We start from the raw sequence: 17,115 nt of genomic DNA, 5'->3' as shown, positions 1-17,115 counted from the left end.
AATGTTAATTATGCCGACTCATGTTGTCGATGCCAAGCGGGATGCCATAATATTTCGGCTGTGGAACGTTTTTCTACCATTTCTTGGGTGATCACACAGTGAACCACATCCTTTCTGGAGGGAATTTCATACATGACTTCTAACATTAATTCCTCTAAAATTCCCCGTAAGGCTCGCGCCCCGGTTTTGCGACGGAAGGCTTCTTTGGCAATAGCTTTTAACGCTTCGGGTTCAAATTCTAACCGGACATTATCCATGCGTAATAGCTTTTTATATTGTTTAACTAAAGCATTACTCGGCTCGGTTAAAATTTGCATTAATGCCCCTTCATCTAAAGGAGAAACCCGAGTTAAAACGGGAAGGCGGCCAATAAACTCAGGAATTAAGCCAAATCTTACTAAATCTTCCGGTTGAACATGATACAAAACTTCGTCGGACTGGAGGGGAGCAATCGGAGTTTTAGGATCTTCTCTGGACTGCACAAAACCGAGGGATTTTTTGCCTAAACGTTGTTCAATTAGTTTTTCTAAACCCACGAAAGCGCCGCCACAGACAAATAGAATTTTGCTAGTATCAATTTGGATAAAATCTTGATAGGGATGCTTACGTCCGCCCTGGGGAGGAACATTAACTACTGTTCCTTCTAACATTTTTAATAGGGCTTGTTGTACCCCTTCTCCAGACACATCTCGGGTGATGGAGGTATTTTCACTTTTGCGGGCTATTTTATCAATTTCATCAATATAAATAATCCCTTGTTGTGCGGCTTCAATATCAAAATCAGCAACCTGTAATAACCGCAATAAAATATTTTCCACATCATCCCCAACATAACCGGCTTCGGTTAAGGTTGTCGCATCGGCAACGGCAAAGGGAACATCTAATAATTTGGCTAAAGATTGGGCGAGTAAGGTTTTACCGCAACCGGTTGGCCCCATCAATAGGATATTGGCTTTTTGTAATTCTATAGCATCATCAGCCTCGGTTTCAGAAGCTTTTAACTTTTCTACACTCAGGCGTTTATAGTGATTATAAACCGCAACGGATAGCACTTTTTTTGCCCCATCTTGACCGATGACATGATCATCTAAATAGTTTTTAATTTCGATGGGTTTAGGAATGGAAGTCAGAGAAAATCCTTTATTCGTAGACTGTTTGGAAGAACTTACTCCCGGTTGTCCTGTGACAGAAGCCGTAGCTAGATTTTTGTCCGAAAATTCTTCTTCTAAAATCTCGTTACAGAGTTCGACGCATTCATCACAGATATAAACACCAGGGCCTGCAATTAATTTGCGAACTTGCTCTTGAGATTTACCGCAGAACGAACATCGTAAATGAGAATCATATCTGGACATATTGAATTAATTTTTAATTAACAACTGCTGGTGGTTTTTCCCTAAATAGGGGAGATAGACTGAATTGGGTCACGACTGAGACTGGGGTAAATTTCCGAACATCCACACGCCAGATCAATCCCATACTATCTTTCCCTAAACTAACACTAAATGAAGAAAACGTGGGAATTATTAGTTATTTTTTTGTAAAGTTCAGATTAAACCGGGGCTGTTGGGAGATAAACTGTAAATTTAGAACCGACACCGAGTTCGCTAGAAACGCTGATTTGTCCTCCCAGCATTTTGCAATAGTGATGGGTAATTGCTAAACCCAAACCCGTGCCGCCATACTCCCGACTTAAAGAATTATCAACTTGGGTAAAGGCTTGAAATAAATTTTTCTGCTGTTCACGAGAAATACCAATTCCGGTGTCCGTGACTTCAAAACAAATCCAGTCTAAATCTTGATTCTGTTCTCGCTTTAGGCTGAGGGTGACTTTCCCCTGATGGGTAAATTTTAGAGCATTACTCATTACATTATAAAGAATTTGTCGAATTTTAGTGATATCTCCCTCCATGATATCCAAATTATTTTTACAACAAATTTGCACCGTGTTTTGATTTTGCTCGGCGAGGGGTTGTAAGGAAGTCACCACATCATGAACAAAACTAGCCACTTCAAAGGTTTCTAAAGATAAAGGCATTTGTCCGGCTTCAACCTTACATAAATCTAGAATATCATTAATTAAGGTAAGTAAATGGTAGCCTGACTGATGAATTTTTTCCACATCGGGTAATAGGTCATAGAGTTTTTTATCCACTACTTCTTCAAGTAATAAATCGCTAAAACCGATAATGGCGTGTAGAGGTGTGCGTAACTCATGACTCATGTTTGCTAAGAAGGTACTTTTAGCTTGGGAAGCGGCTTGAGCTTGATGTAAAGCCGTTTCTAAAATCCCTTCTACTTTCAACCTTTCTACCATTTCTATTCGTAACTGTTGAACAGCTTCTTGTAATTCTTTTGTGCGTTTTTTAACTCTAATTTCTAGCTCATTTTTGACCTGAGCTAATGCTTTTTCAGCTTTAATCCGTTCAAATCGTTCAATCGCTAAGGCGACTAAATTCGCCAAGGAATCAATAAATATTCGATCTTCTAGGCTACAGTCCTGTTGATCGAGGGGATATTCAACACAAATAAACCCAATAATTTTGCCATCTAACCAAATGGGTCGATCTAAACAGTGACTCAAAAAAGCAGCCAGACTATTATCAATCAGTTCCGATGATTTAGATAAAGATTTAGTTAATAAATCGAGAGGATAAAATGAGAATTTTTTCAAATTAAACGGATTTGAACACAGGGAAATATTATGATTAATGATTGCTGATTCATCGGGTGAATGATGATGGGTTTGACGTTCATACAAATCTAAACAAGTCCATTCTAAAGCATTTTTTTTAACCCAAACTTCATCTCCCAAATCGGCGTTTAAATCATTGACTAGCTCGTGATCGGACACCGCATCACCCAAGCCACTATGGAGCCAAACACTCACTCTGTCAACGTCTAAAGTATGAGCCGCAGTTTCGGTAATTTGACGAATAGCCGTATCGATATGATCAGAATTGCGGGTTTGTTCTCGACTTAAATCCCGTAGGGCAACATTTTGACGATAGAGGCGTTCTGTACTCAATTGTAGGGTGGCTTCGGTTTTTTTTCGCTCCGTAATATCATGGAAAATTGAAAGGATGGCTCGCTCGCCTTGAAAGGGTAAAATTTGGAAGGAACCCATCACCCAAAAAGGAGTTGCATCGGTTTTTCTGACTTCTAATTCATGGTTATAAACATAGCCTTCCGTGATAATTTTATCAATTAATTTTTGTCGATCTAAGGCAATAGGATAAAAATCCAGAGTTGTGATAATTTTGATTTGATTCAGGGGGAAATTAAATAACTGACTGGAGAAAGAATTAGCGTATAAGATTAAGCCATCAGATAGACGGCTAATCATGATGGGAATAGGAGTTACCTCGGCGATCGCTTCAAAAATTTCCCGTTGTGGCATCAAGAGTTCAGGACTATCGGCAGAAACAGGAGGTTTGTTTTTCTGTTTTTCATACCAAACTTTAAGGTCAACGGTCGTATTTTTCCAGGTTTCAACTTCTGGAAAGTGGGTTTGACCCATAAAGGATTCTGGGGAAAGTTTTTTTTCTGGCATCATTCAAGAGTTTAAAGGTTGAACTAAAGGTTTAATCAAAAACCCATTAACGGGTAATTTGCCAATAGCAAACTAAGGGAAAATCGACTCATATATCACTAATCAGCGTCAATCCAATATTCTCTGGTTGATATTACATAAAAGTCCGAGTCCTATTCTTCCGACCCCCATGAATTTGAGGAAGAAGTCGGAGTCAATTCGTATCGTCGCTTACATTTTCCCTGCACCCTGTATGACTTCGATAATTCTGAACAGTGTAGAACAGGATAGTCGGGTTTGGGCACAGATACCAGGATTTTATTTACAAATCCGATTGCATTCTAGCTTAATCAAAAATTTGATCAGCCTTTAGGCACAGAAAATGAAAATATTCCTCTAATTCCCAAGCTGTGGGATATTAATTCTTGCACTCTCACCGGATGGATGTTTGCTGTGTCGTTAACATACGCAATGGTTCATGAATGGTTAACACCCCTGGCAACGGGAGGTTCAGAACTCGTTGTCCAGGAAATTCTCAACCATATTCAGGCGGATGTTTACTCATTAATTGATTTTGAATCCACCAACCCCGATAGCTATTTATATCAACGCTCCATTGGCACAACCTTTCTTCAGCATTTCCCCAAAGCGCGTTCCGGGGTGCAGAAATATCTGCCTTTGCTCCCCCTGGCCATTGAACAACTCGATGTCCGAGGGTATGACGTGATCCTCTCCTCCTCCCATGCGGTGGCGAAGGGAGTGATTACCAGTCCCCATCAACTCCACCTCTGTTACTGCCATACACCCATGCGCTACGCCTGGGATTTAACCTTTGACTACCTGAACAGCAGTTCGGCTGGAAAGGGGCTACAAGGGGTGTTTACCCGCTATCTGCTGCACCGTTTGCGCCAGTGGGATGTGATCTCGGCGAACCGGGTGGATTATTTTATGGCGAATTCCAAACATACAGCCCGACGAATTTGGCGCTGTTATCGTCGCCGGGCTACGGTGATTTATCCCCCGGTACAGGTAGAACGTTTTCAGTTTCAACCGCAAAAACAGGATTTTTACTTAACGGTTTGTCGTTTGGTTAGTTATAAAAAAATTTCCTTGATTGTCCAAGCCTTTAACCGCCTAGGATACCCGTTGATTGTGATTGGGACGGGGGCGGAATTGAACGCCATTCAACAAATGGCTAAACCCAATATTCAGGTTTTAGGGTGGCAACCCAATGAGGTCGTAGACCAGTATATGCGGGATGCCAAAGCCTTTGTTTATGCCTCCTGTGAGGATTTTGGCATCGCCCTAGTCGAAGCTCAAGCCTGTGGAACTCCGGTAATTGCCTACGGGGCCGGAGGTGCTTTAGAAACCGTGCGAGATCTGCGACAATATCCAGATTCAGCAACGGGTTTATTATTTTCAGCCCAAACTGACGAAGCCCTAGTGGAGACAGTAGAAGCCTTTGAGGAGTCTAAGGACAGGTTCAACCCCGAGATGGCTCGATTAAATGCCACCCAATTTAGCCCGAAACAATTCCAAGAACATTACTTGGGATTCGTAGAGCATTGCTTACAACAATTTCAATCGGGCAATATCAGCTAAAATGCCAATTAATTTCGGACTTATGAAAATCCGTTCCCGATTGCAGAGGCTTGAAAATCCAAGAATACTTAGATTTCTGGGTAACAAATTTAGCTGTTTCCCCCTCTGTCCTTGAGTTTTCCCGTCCTCAAAGGAACGATTTTCTATCCGAATTTTGACGAACTAAAGCCGAATTACCTATATTGGGTGTCTTGAGGCTTTATGATCAGGACTGTGTGTGGTGTGAATTGAAGGAGTAAGATGACTGCCAATAGCCAACTCATCTTTGGTAAGGGACTTCGGCGTGGGTTCACAAGGCGAGGGGTTTTACCCTTGGCCTATCGAGCGGTACCTGAACGCCTCTCTCTACAGCGTGTAGATGAGGAATTTTGGAAGCGATTATTTGATATTGTCTTCTCTCTGTTTGTTCTGATTTTATTCGCTCCGGTTTACTTAATTTTGGCTCTGCTGATTGCATTAAGCTCTCCAGGGTCAGTTTTTTATGTACAGGAACGAGTCGGAAAAAACCGCCAGTTATTCGGCTGCATTAAATTCAGAACCATGGTGAGTAATGCCGATGAAATATTAACGCAAATTATGGAAACTTCTCCCCATTTGCGAGAGGAATTTCAGAGCAATTTCAAACTCAAACATGATCCTAGAATTACTTGGATAGGTCGGTTTCTCCGGGTGACAAGTTTAGATGAATTTCCCCAATTTTGGAATGTTTTAATAGGAGACATGAGTGTAGTCGGCCCCAGACCTTTAGTGGTGGAAGAACTACACAAATATGGTCGTCACATGGATAAAATCCTAACTATTAAACCTGGACTCACTGGACTATGGCAAGTTTCGGGGCGCAATGATATTCCCTATCCGCGTCGAGTTCAGATGGATTTATACTATGTCACTTTCAAGAATTTTTGGACAGACTTGGGAATTGTCATCAAAACAATTGGTATTGTGATTTTTCCTAAAAATAATGGAGCTTATTAGTTCAAACAGAAAAATACATAGGTAATTTTATTTCCCCTTAACTCTTTTATCGATGGGTTTAGGGGTTTTATTTTGAGTCTAATGGAAGTAGACTAGAAGATATAAGTTAGGTTTAGATCTCCGGTTTCTAAATTAAACGGATAGAAGTAGAAATTGATCCTAACCTTGAATTAAACCTGATCTCAGGTTAATTTGGGTGTAGCTACGGCTAGAACACTCAAAGGTCTAGCAAGACTTTGACGACTAAATCGCTGAATCTATATCTAGGGTGCATAATCAACACACTTCCCTGATTAGTTATTATATATAATTAAACCAGGGAATATTAACCCACAAAACTCTAAGGAATTCTTGAAATGACAGAACGGAAACGGGCATTGATTACTGGAATCACGGGTCAAGATGGCTCATACTTAAGTGAATTGTTACTAGAAAAAGGCTATGAAGTCCATGGGATTATCCGCCGATGCTCTAGTTTCAATACCGAACGCATTGACCATATTTATAAAGACTCTCACAACCCTGATGCTCGGTTATTTCTACACTATGGAGATTTAACCGATGGCACAACTTTGCGGCGGATTATTGAAGAAGTTAAACCCGTAGAAATTTATAATCTGGGTGCTCAATCCCATGTTCGGGTTAGTTTTGACTCTCCAGAATATACGGTTGATGCCGTTGGTATGGGGGTATTACGTCTATTAGAAGCAATTCGAGACTATCAACAACGTACCGGAATTGAAGTCCGATTTTATCAAGCGGGTTCCTCGGAAATGTTCGGGAAAGTGTTAGAAATTCCCCAAAAAGAAACCACACCATTTTATCCCCGTAGTCCCTATGCCTGTGCTAAGGTTTATGGACATTGGCAAACCGTAAACTATCGAGAATCCTATGGTTTATTTGCCTCTAATGGGATTTTATTTAACCATGAAAGTCCCCGTCGCGGCCCTACTTTTGTTACCCGCAAAATTACCCGGGCGGTGGCTCGAATTGTCAAGGGAAAACAGAAGGAAATCTACTTAGGAAATCTGGATTCCAAACGGGATTGGGGCTATGCTAAAGATTATGTTCGAGCTATGTGGCTGATGCTCCAACATTCTGAACCGGATGATTATGTGGTTGCTACCAATGAAACCCATTCGATTCGGGAATTCCTCGATATTGCCTTTGGTCATGTTAATTTAGATTGGCAAAATTATGTCAAATTTGATGAGCGTTATCTGCGTCCGGCGGAAGTCGATATTTTAATTGGTGACGCCACTAAAGCCAAAGAAAAATTAGGCTGGGAACCGACTGTTACCTTTGAAGAATTGGTGAAGTTAATGGTAGATTCCGATCTCAAAGCCTTAGAAGAAACTGAAGAAACCCACCATCAATTTGATTAATTACGGATACAGTAGAGGCTAGATTTATGAGTCCATTAGATTTAACAAATAAACGGATTTTAGTAACAGGAGGTGCGGGGTTTTTAGGGCGTCAAGTCGTAGCTCAACTACTGCAATCGGGCGCTGATCCAAATAAGATTATGATTCCTCGTTCTCAGGAGTATAATCTTTGTACCTTAGACGCTTGCCAAAAAGTTGTTCAGGGTCAAGATATTGTGATTCATTTAGCAGCCCATGTGGGTGGAATTGGCTTAAATTTAGTCAAACCCGCCGAACTTTTTTATGATAACTTAATGATGGGGACTCAATTAATTGAAAGTGCCTATCGTGCGGGGGTGAAAAAGTTTGTCTGTGTGGGGACAATTTGCGCCTATCCAAAATTCACTCCAGTTCCTTTCAAAGAAGATGATCTTTGGGAAGGTTATCCCGAAGAAACTAACGCCCCCTATGGAATTGCTAAAAAAGCCCTATTGGTGCAATTACAATCCTATCGTCAACAGTATGGTTTTAACGGTATCTATCTGTTACCCGTGAATTTATACGGCCCAGAAGATAATTTTGATCCGAAAAGTTCCCATGTTATTCCCGCATTAGTTCGCAAGGTTCATGAAGCTCAAAAACGGGGAGATCAGACCCTTCCAGTTTGGGGAGATGGCAGTCCAACCCGGGAGTTTCTGTATTCAACCGATGCCGGGCGGGGCATTGTGATGGCGACTCAATTATATAATGAACCCGACCCAGTTAATTTAGGCACAAATCACGAAGTCACAATTAAAGACTTAGTAGAAACGATTTGTGAATTAATGGAATTTCAGGGGGAAATTGTCTGGGAAACCGATAAACCTAACGGTCAACCTCGCCGTTGTTTAGATACAACTAGAGCTAAAGAAAAATTCGGGTTTATGGCAGAAGTTGGCTTTAAGGAAGGGTTGAAAAATACCATTGAGTGGTATCGTCAACACGGGGAGTAATTGTTAACCCATAGGGCTTAGTAGGATGGGTTATGCCCATTCTACTATTAAAAAACGTCCTTTAAAATATGTTTGTAGTCTCATAATATATTCCCTCTTTATTGATAGGTACTCGGATTTTATTTTAATAAATGCAGGCGGTGCATATTCATAATGAAAAATATTCATATTACAAAAAGATAAATTTATAAAGTTATTCTGTACTATCAATTATTAATCACTATCATTAGAGATCAAAAATTAATGAGCAATCCCGTGCAACTTAACGCCGATACCTCGACTAATCCCATAGTCAGCGTCAAAGTCAATCGAACTATCATCTCTGAAAATGGTGGGGTAGGGGCTTTCATAATCCGACTCAGTGAGCCTGCACCCAGCACCGGGCTGAATCTGAATATCAGTGCCCTCGACAGCGATAATGCCGGGCCAGATGTCACCAATACTAAGAGTACAAATCTAAGCATTCAAATGGATCCGGTCACCAATAAACCTGCTGCCCTCACCATTGTCCCAGGTGCCACCGAAGCCAGACTCATCCTGACAGGCATACCTGATAATGTAGTCGAAGGGGATGAAGTCAGTACCCTCAGCTTGTTACCCGGTACAGGCTATACCGTTGCACCCGGCTTTAGCACCGATGCGATTACAGTGACTGAGAAACTCGTGGTGAGTGTCACGGCTAGTCCAAATGCGATCGCTGAAAATGGTGGGGTAGGGACTTTCACCATCAAACTCAGTGAGCCTGCACCCAGCACCGGGCTGAATCTGAATATCAGTGCCCTCGACAGCGATAATGCCGGGGGAGATGTCAGCAACACTAAGAGTGAAAATCTAACCACTCAAATGGATCCGGTCACCAAGAGACCTGCTGGCCTCACCATTGCCCCAGGTGCCACCGAAGCCAAACTCATCCTAACTGGGATACCTGATAATGTAGTCGAAGGGGATGAAGTCAGTACCGTAACCCTGTTAGCCGGTGAAGGCTATATAGTTTTACCGAGCCAGAGCACCGATGGGATTACGCTAATTGATGGTATTATCAGCAATCCCAGCTTACGGACTGCGACTCAATCACCTTCCTTTACAACTGGTGCTGCTGATCCCCTGACCGGTGAAAACCTGGGGATTCGCTTAATGAACTTAAATACAAACAGAGGTACAGAAGTTGACTTTGATAATATTAGTCTAAAAGCTCAAAGTTTAATTACTAATTCGATTACACCTAATCAAGCATTACTCAGTCGCCCTGAAGTGATGCTCAGTAGCCATCAAGATAATGACCTCCTCTATAGCAAAGTCTTGTCTCCCATGATGTTTAGTAGTAACGAGAATAATACAATTTACCCTAATAATGGGAATGGGTTTTTTGTGTAATTAGGGTATTTTAAAATTAAGTTTTGCACCTTTTTTTACAAATATCAAATAAACCCCTTGTTGTTGGAATGAGTGTCCCCAAAAAAGACAGAATTCAAGCCCAACAACTGGGGAATTTCGTTTGTTACTGCCAAGACCCCTAAAAAAGACAGGGCTAAAGCCCAACAACGAACAAGGATAATTAGCTTGAACTCAAGACGTTTGATTAGCAGAATAATTGTAACAAATTATTGTCAATTCTTGTTGATTTAAGAGGGATAGTTTATAATACTATAGTGACATGAATTAGAACTAAAACAGAATTAGTTATTCCTTCAGATTCCTGACTGCTGCGGTGAGTAAGAGTGTTCGTTTTGAACAAGGAGCAAACCGTGATTACTACAGCGATTTTCCCAGCCCGATATGTTCAAGGTAGTCATGCCATCCGGTTCCTGGGTGAAGAATTGAGTCGTTTAGGTCGAAAAGCCCTGGTGATGATGGGGCCAGTCATTTTTCCGAAATTGCAACCCATTGTTGAAGAATTCACCCAGGGAAAAATAGAGATTTATCTCGAACGCTTTGGAGGTGAGTGTTGCGATCGCGAAATTGAACACATGGTCAGTTTAGGTAAAACTCAGGAAGTTGATTTAATTGTGGGGATTGGCGGCGGAAAAACCATCGACACGGCTAAAGCCACCGCCTATCACCTGGAACTGCCCGTGGCGATTGTTCCGACCATTGCTTCCACCGATGCCCCCTGTAGTGCCCTATCTGTGATTTATACCCCGGAAGGGGTGTGGGAGCGTTATCTAGTCTTACCGCGCAACCCTGATTTAGTGTTGGTAGATACCGATATTATTGCCCAAGCCCCTGTACGGTTCTTGGTGGCCGGGATGGGAGATGCCCTGGCAACTTGGTTTGAAGCCGAAGACTGTCAAATTAAACGCGCCAAAAATATGACCGGACGCATGGGGCCCATGACCGCCTTTAGTTTGGCCCATTTGTGCTATGAAACCTTGCTCGAATATGGGGTTTATGGAAAAATTGCCTGTGAACAACAGGTCGTTACTCCCGCCTTGGAACGGATAATCGAAGCGAATACCTTACTGAGTGGGTTGGGTTTTGAAAGTGGTGGACTGGCCGCCGCCCATGCCATTCATAATGGGTTTACGGTTTTGGAAGAAACCCAAAAATTCTGGCACGGTGAAAAAGTCGCCTTTGGGGTTTTAGCGATGTTGATTTTAACCGATCGCCCGAGTCCAGTGATCGATCGGGTGTTCAGTTTCTGCGAGTCCATCGGACTGCCTACGACTTTGGCGGATATCGGACTGGAAGGAGTCAGTCGCGATCGCCTATTATTAGCCGCAGAGCGGGCTTGTAGTACGGGTGAAACTATCCATAATGAACCCTGTGAAATCAGTCCTGAAACCGTTCTGGCGGCTATGTTAGCAGCAGATGCCCAAGGACGGCGACGGAAACAATTCTAGGTTGATTTTCTAATAATTTAGGGGCGATCGCTTTTTGGGGAGGTATAAAGAGCGATCGCATTGATTACTGATAACGTGGAGTATAAACCCATGGCTTTTTTTCCCCTTGCTGAATCATCCGAGTTTTACTCGATCCGATTAAAATAACCGTCCGCATATCGGCATCTTCAACAGTTAATTCTTCTAGGAATTTAATCGTCACAGTTTGCCCTTTTCTCCCTAAATTACGGGCTAAAATAATAGGGGTTTGGGGCGATCGCCAATTTAATAAAATCTCTTTTGCCTTCAACAGTTGCCAAGTCCGATCCTTAGAAACCGGGTTATAAAATGCGATCGCTAAATCCGCTTCTGCTGCTAACTCAATCCGTCTAGCAATAGTTTCCCAGGATTTGAGAATATCAGATAAAGAAATCACACAAAAATCATGTCCTAACGGGGCTCCCACACTCGCCGCCGCCGCTTGCATAGCTGAAATCCCAGGACATACCTGAATATCCAGGGTTTCCCATTGCGGTTTTGCCTTTTTTTCTAATACCTCAAACACCGCCGCCGCCATAGCATAAATCCCCGGATCACCGGAAGAAACGACCACCACTGACCGCCCCTGGGATGCTAAATCTAAGGCCGTTTCCGCCCGATCTAATTCCACCCGATTATCCGATTCATGGCGAATAATTTCCGGTTTCCGCAGGGATTCTACCAAATCTAAATAGGTTTTATAACCCACCCAATCCGTTGCGGTTTCCAGCACCTCTCGCACTTCTGGGGACATCCAACGAACTGCACCCGGCCCCGTTCCCACGATCGCTAATTTCCCCGGATTTAGCCCGGTTTCTGGCGGGGAAATCGGGTTTTCTGACCCTAGAATAGTGGGGTAGAAATCCTTTTTTTCCTCCGTTGAGTTGCCCTGATCTAAGAGATAAACCAAAGAATTTAAACTCGGTTTTGCTAATTCTAAACTATTATGATCTCGAATCTCAATAGTTAATTTCCCATCAGTTGTAAAGGGTAACTGACTCTTTTCTAACCAGTCGGCTTTACCGATTAATTTTACTGTTTCCCCCCCCAACAAATCAGCAATAAAAGTTTTAGCATCATCGGGATTAACTAATTGATAACCCGCCGGGGGAGATAATAACGTGGTTTTAAATCTAATCTCGCCACTGGTGGTAATTGCCGGGGAAATATTCAGGGTTGAAGCAATTTTACGGGCTAAATCATTTACTCCTTGTAAACCTCCCAATAAAGGCACAACAGCACTACCATCTTCCGCGATCGCTAAAACCGGAGGTTCGGTATTTTTATTGATTAATAAAGGAGCAATTGTCCGAATCAAAATTCCCGCCGCACAAACTCCAATTATCGGTGTTCCCGTTTGGAATAATTCTCGCACCGTTTCCCCAAAATTAGTATAGGTTAAATCCGCCGATTGGGTACGATTAATTAAACCATAAATCATCCCTGAACCGATGCCCTCTTGAATTTTCCGAGCAACTTTTATACTGGTTTCTGTTAGAATAATAATAGCAGGTGGTTTCATTGCGGTTGGGTGATACTCGGAACTAAAATTAATGACCAATAGGTGACAGCTTCAGGATCAACTTCAGTAATCGGAATAATTTTCTGATTTGGTAAAGTAGCTCTTTCGATATAAAGGGCGCGATTTAATAACCCTAATTCCTCTAAAATATCCCGAACTTTAGCAAAATGTCGGCCTAATTTAATAATAGCCGCCGCGTCAACTTTGGAAAGGCGATCGCGCAATATTTCCGCCTCCAATGTGCCGGGCATAATGCTAAAAACATCATTGCGATAGGTGATCGGCACGCCCAACATGGCGGCACTGGCCATCACCGAAGAAATTCCGGGGACAACTTCAATGGCAAACCGCCCCGCTAGGCGATTAAAGATATACATAAAACTGCCATACAGCATGGGATCGCCCACACAAAGCACCGCCACATCTCGCCCCAGACTCAACTGTTCGGCAATCTTTTCGGCCGCGATATCATAATAGGGTTGGGAACTGCGCTCCACACTAAAGGGTAGGGGCATGGGAATTTCAATTTGATCGGGGCGAATAAAATCAGCCACGATCGCCCGGGCCAAAACCTTGCCATTTTCTAAGGTCGGATAGGCAATGACCGGCACGGCGGTTAGAATGCGGTGGGCTTTGAGGGTGAGTAATTCGGGATCTCCAGGGCCAATACCCAATCCATAAAGTCGTCCTAATGGGCTCATAATTCGTTTTCCTTTGCTAAGGCGTTGACTGCTGCGGCTGCGATCGCACTTCCCCCCCGCCGTCCGTGCAGGGTGATAAAGGGAACGCCGCGACTATTGGCTGCTAATTCGGCTTTTGATTCTTCTGCCCCCACAAACCCCACGGGAAAACCCAAAATTAGGGCGGGTTTTGCTATTCCCAAATCCAGTAATTCTAGTAAGCGAAATAGGGCGGTGGGAGCATTGCCAATGGCAACTACAGCCCCGGCTAAATCCGGTTTCCATAATTCTAACGCCGCGGCCGATCTGGTATTATTAATTCGATGGGCTATTTCGGGAACTTCTGGATGATTCAGGGTACAAATAATCGGGTTATTTTGAGGGAGTCTTTTGCGGGTAATCCCATTAGCAACCATCTGAGAATCACAGAGAATTTTAGCCCCATTTGTAAGGGCATCCCGTCCAATTTTTACCGCATCGGATGAGGCTTCTAAATCCTTAACAATATCGGTCATTCCACAGGAATGAATCAAACGCACTGCCACATGAGCTAAATCCTGGGATAGATTTTCTAAGGGAGTTTCAGCGCGAATCATCGCAAAGGATTTTCTATAAATATCGTCACCATTTCGCAGGTAATCCAGCATATTAATTGTTTGATGTTTAAAAAATTATTCGGGTTGGGTTTTATTGATATCAACACAAACTTTTTTAATTAATGGAAGAATATCAACCAGTTTTCCCTCACCCACTTGATGATTTAACGATGCTTGACCCTTGCCAATATAAACTTGATACCCCTCAACTCTTTTGCCATTTTGTTCAATTGTTGTTCCTAGAAGTGTAATTTCTGCCGGACTCGGTTGGGCGCATAATTTATCACAACCGGTTAAATGAATATTCACGGGGGAATTCAGCGTTAACTGTTCCTTGAGATAATCTCCTAATATTAAAGCATGGATTTGAGTTGCAGTTGCCGCCGCCGCACACCCGGGTTTTCCCGCACAGGCGACAATTGCCGCATCAACTAAAGAATTCGATAATCCGAATGGGGCGAGTTTGGGCAATAATTCTGGTACTTTTTGATTGGGAATATCGGGAATTAAAATAGTCTGCCAAGGAGTTAAACGTAACTGACCACTTCCAAAAGTTTCGGAGATTTCTACTAATTGCAATAGTTGATCTGCCGTCAATTTTCCTAATTTTAAGGATAAGCCTAAATAGGATAATCCGGCTGGTTTTTGGGGATGAATTCCTAAATGGGCATAGGGTTGAGAGGGTAAGGGATTTAAAGTTTTTAATACTGTCTTTTCTGCGTCAGAAATTAGAGTTAAGGGATGCTCTAAATTAGCATTAACCGCTTGCAGATATTTTTCCACTCCCCAATCTTTAAGTAAGTGTTTCATCCGATATTGTTTACCCGTTGGAGATGGATTTTTCTGAACATAATCGATATAAACGTTAACCAAAGATTCTACTACAGACAAACAGTTTTCTGGCTTAATTAATATTGGGGTAGGATATAAATTTTTATCCCCTCCGAGGGCTAACTGGAAATAAATATCAGAGGTTGAATTGATAGGATGCTCAAGAGCAATTGCTAAGAGTTGAATTTCATTATAACGGTGTTCCCACGCAATCGGTGAACGGGTTCCAATTCCCACTTTTCCCCCGCCATCAATGCCAATACTAAATTTAGGACTCAGTTCAATAATTGAGGGATGATTCTGAATAAAATAATCTAATTTTTCAACTAATGGACGAGTATCAATTAATTCTTGAGGATCAATTCCGGCGGTGGGACTAGCCATAATATTCCGCAGGTGATCGATCCGAGGATCGGATGCGGCTAACCCCAGGTTTTGTAAGGTTTGAAATACGTCTAAACTGGGGGAAGTTTGTACCGCCCGAATTTGCAAATTCCCTCGATTTGTGACTTGTAGGGTTTCACTTCCCCACTCTTGGAGTAATTGGGCGATCAATTTCCCTTGTTGAGCATTCAGCCATCCCCCAGGGGTGCGAATACGAATTAAAAACCCATCTTGGGCGGGAGTCCCATAAAATAACCCCGGACAAACATTTGATTTAACTAACCAATTCACAGTTGTTTTTTCTCCATGCGACGCAGAGAATTAGTTAGAAACAAGGGTTTTTTTGCTATTAGTTGAAAACCGTGTTTCTATCCAATCTTGAACCGCTTGAAATTGGCATTCTGACTCGCAAGGGAAAAGGTAAAAAGGTAGAATCCAATTATTTTTTCCTTGATTACAGTTGCGGCACAGTAACGGAATCTCACCGGACTTTCCCAACAACAAGCTAGGAAATTATACCATAGACTATAGTTGACAATAATTTTTTTAATTATGAGCGATCAGGATCAGCAGCATCCATGGCTATCGGTTGTGGGAATTGGGGACAATGGACTAGAGGACTTAACCTCCGTAGGCCGGAGTCTCCTCTCCCTTGCCTCTGTAATTGTTGGCGGTGAACGTCATCTTGCCATGCTTCCTCAAGAAGATAAGCAAGAAAAAATTCTTTGGTCTTCTCCGATTGAAAATTCAATTAATGAGATTGTTCATCGTCGCGGTCAGGCTGTCTGTGTTTTAGCCAGTGGTGATCCGATGTGTTATGGCATTGGCGTTACCCTAACTCGTCATATTCCGATCAACGAAATAACGATTATTCCCTCTCCGTCTACCTTTAGCCTCGCCTGTAGTCGTTTGGGTTGGTCACTTACGGAGGTAGAAACCTTGAGTTTATGTGGTCGCCCTGTGGCTTTGTTAAATGCGATACTGTATCCAGGGGCTAAACTATTAGTGCTCAGTGCTGATCGACAAACCCCCGCGATCGTCGCCCAACTGCTAACCCAACAGGGTTTTGGGGAGAGTCCGATGGTCGTGTTAGAACATCTAGGAGGAACCCAAGAACGCCGAATTGAAGGGACTGCCGGCGCTTGGAATGCCACGGATATCGCGGATTTGAATGCGATCGCCATTACCTGTATTTCCTCCCCAACCCTCTCTTTTCCCCCTCGCCTCCCGGGACTGCCCGATCTTGCCTATCGCCATGACGGACAATTAACGAAAAGGGAAGTACGGGCGATTACCCTGGCGGCCCTGGCTCCCCTACCCGGACAACTGCTGTGGGATGTGGGGGCGGGTTGTGGCTCCATTGGGATTGAGTGGATGCGAAGCGATCGCCGTTGCCAAAGTATTGCGATCGAACAGCACCCCACCCGATTACAATATATTGCTGATAATGCAACGGCCTTGGGAACTCCTAACCTCAAAATTGTGGCGGGAAAAGCGCCGATCGCCCTCCAAGATTTACCCCAACCTAATGCTATTTTTATCGGTGGGGGAATTACAGTCCCCGAACTTTTAGAAACCTGTTGGCAAGCCTTACCCTCGGGCGGTCGTTTGGTTGCTAATGCTGTTACCGTAGAAAGTGAATTAATCATATTTCAATGGTACAGTAAATTAGGGGGAGAACTAATTCGCATCGGGATTCAAAGGGCTGAACCGATAGGCAAATTTTTAGGCTGGAAAGCCATGGCTCCCGTAACTCAATGGGTTGTTTTAAAACCTTGA

Annotated in this window: 13 protein-coding genes; 7 read left to right on the top strand and 6 right to left on the bottom strand. The window is 42.9% G+C overall.

What is annotated here, in order from left to right; all coding sequences use genetic code 11:
* Nucleotides 1-8 precede the first annotated feature (8 nt).
* The gene (gene clpX / locus PL9631_RS10760) at nucleotides 9-1,355 is read right to left on the bottom strand and encodes an ATP-dependent protease ATP-binding subunit ClpX (protein WP_083620090.1); all 1,347 of its coding nucleotides are present in this window, start codon (nucleotides 1,353-1,355) and stop codon (nucleotides 9-11) included.
* A gap of 197 nt (nucleotides 1,356-1,552) precedes the next feature.
* Entirely contained in the window at nucleotides 1,553-3,556 is a 2,004-nt protein-coding gene (locus PL9631_RS10755) for a PAS domain-containing sensor histidine kinase (protein WP_083620087.1), read from the bottom strand.
* 420 nt (nucleotides 3,557-3,976) lie between these two features.
* Between PL9631_RS10755 and PL9631_RS10750 the strand changes: the two genes are divergently transcribed.
* The 6 genes from PL9631_RS10750 (at nucleotide 3,977) to PL9631_RS10725 (ending at nucleotide 11,305) form a co-directional block, all read left to right on the top strand.
* Nucleotides 3,977-5,134 (top strand): glycosyltransferase, encoded by a 1,158-nt coding sequence (locus PL9631_RS10750; RefSeq protein WP_083620085.1) that lies wholly within the window; start codon nucleotides 3,977-3,979, stop codon nucleotides 5,132-5,134.
* Nucleotides 5,135-5,374: 240 nt separating this feature from the next.
* Nucleotides 5,375-6,109 carry a sugar transferase gene (locus tag PL9631_RS10745; protein ID WP_083620082.1) on the top strand — a complete coding sequence of 245 codons (735 nt, stop codon included), beginning with the start codon at nucleotides 5,375-5,377 and terminating at the stop codon, nucleotides 6,107-6,109.
* Nucleotides 6,110-6,465: 356 nt separating this feature from the next.
* Nucleotides 6,466-7,494 carry a GDP-mannose 4,6-dehydratase gene (gmd, locus tag PL9631_RS10740; RefSeq protein WP_083620079.1) on the top strand — a complete coding sequence of 343 codons (1,029 nt, stop codon included), beginning with the start codon at nucleotides 6,466-6,468 and terminating at the stop codon, nucleotides 7,492-7,494.
* A 26-nt stretch (nucleotides 7,495-7,520) separates the two neighbouring features.
* Nucleotides 7,521-8,465: a GDP-L-fucose synthase family protein gene (locus PL9631_RS10735; RefSeq protein ID WP_083620076.1), complete on the top strand. Its 945-nt coding sequence runs from the start codon at nucleotides 7,521-7,523 to the stop codon at nucleotides 8,463-8,465.
* A gap of 243 nt (nucleotides 8,466-8,708) precedes the next feature.
* Entirely contained in the window at nucleotides 8,709-9,839 is a 1,131-nt protein-coding gene (locus PL9631_RS10730; protein WP_083620074.1) for a hypothetical protein, read from the top strand.
* A gap of 371 nt (nucleotides 9,840-10,210) precedes the next feature.
* Complete coding sequence (locus PL9631_RS10725) at nucleotides 10,211-11,305, top strand: glycerol dehydrogenase (RefSeq protein ID WP_083620071.1); 1,095 nt, start codon at nucleotides 10,211-10,213, stop codon at nucleotides 11,303-11,305.
* 64 nt (nucleotides 11,306-11,369) lie between these two features.
* Here PL9631_RS10725 and cobJ read toward each other — a convergent pair whose 3' ends face one another.
* From cobJ to cobG, 4 genes are read right to left on the bottom strand one after another with little or no spacing between them, the layout of a single operon-like run.
* On the bottom strand, nucleotides 11,370-12,845 hold the full coding sequence (gene cobJ, locus PL9631_RS10720) for a precorrin-3B C(17)-methyltransferase (protein WP_083620068.1): 1,476 nt from the start codon (nucleotides 12,843-12,845) through the stop codon (nucleotides 11,370-11,372).
* Nucleotides 12,842-13,546 carry a precorrin-2 C(20)-methyltransferase gene (gene cobI / locus PL9631_RS10715; RefSeq protein WP_083620065.1) on the bottom strand — a complete coding sequence of 235 codons (705 nt, stop codon included), beginning with the start codon at nucleotides 13,544-13,546 and terminating at the stop codon, nucleotides 12,842-12,844. The genes cobJ and cobI overlap by 4 nt, the downstream gene beginning before the upstream one ends.
* Nucleotides 13,543-14,172: a precorrin-8X methylmutase gene (locus PL9631_RS10710; RefSeq protein WP_083620062.1), complete on the bottom strand. Its 630-nt coding sequence runs from the start codon at nucleotides 14,170-14,172 to the stop codon at nucleotides 13,543-13,545. The genes cobI and PL9631_RS10710 overlap by 4 nt, the downstream gene beginning before the upstream one ends.
* A gap of 24 nt (nucleotides 14,173-14,196) precedes the next feature.
* Nucleotides 14,197-15,627: a precorrin-3B synthase gene (cobG, locus tag PL9631_RS10705; protein WP_083620060.1), complete on the bottom strand. Its 1,431-nt coding sequence runs from the start codon at nucleotides 15,625-15,627 to the stop codon at nucleotides 14,197-14,199.
* Between the two features lie 261 nt (nucleotides 15,628-15,888).
* On the opposite strand from cobG, the gene cbiE reads away from it, so the two are divergent.
* Nucleotides 15,889-17,115 carry a precorrin-6y C5,15-methyltransferase (decarboxylating) subunit CbiE gene (cbiE, locus tag PL9631_RS10700; RefSeq protein ID WP_083620057.1) on the top strand — a complete coding sequence of 409 codons (1,227 nt, stop codon included), beginning with the start codon at nucleotides 15,889-15,891 and terminating at the stop codon, nucleotides 17,113-17,115.

The organism is Planktothrix paucivesiculata PCC 9631, from assembly GCF_900009265.2.
Lineage (GTDB): Bacteria > Cyanobacteriota > Cyanobacteriia > Cyanobacteriales > Microcoleaceae > Planktothrix > Planktothrix paucivesiculata.
This window is presented reverse-complemented; position numbering and strand designations above follow the sequence as displayed.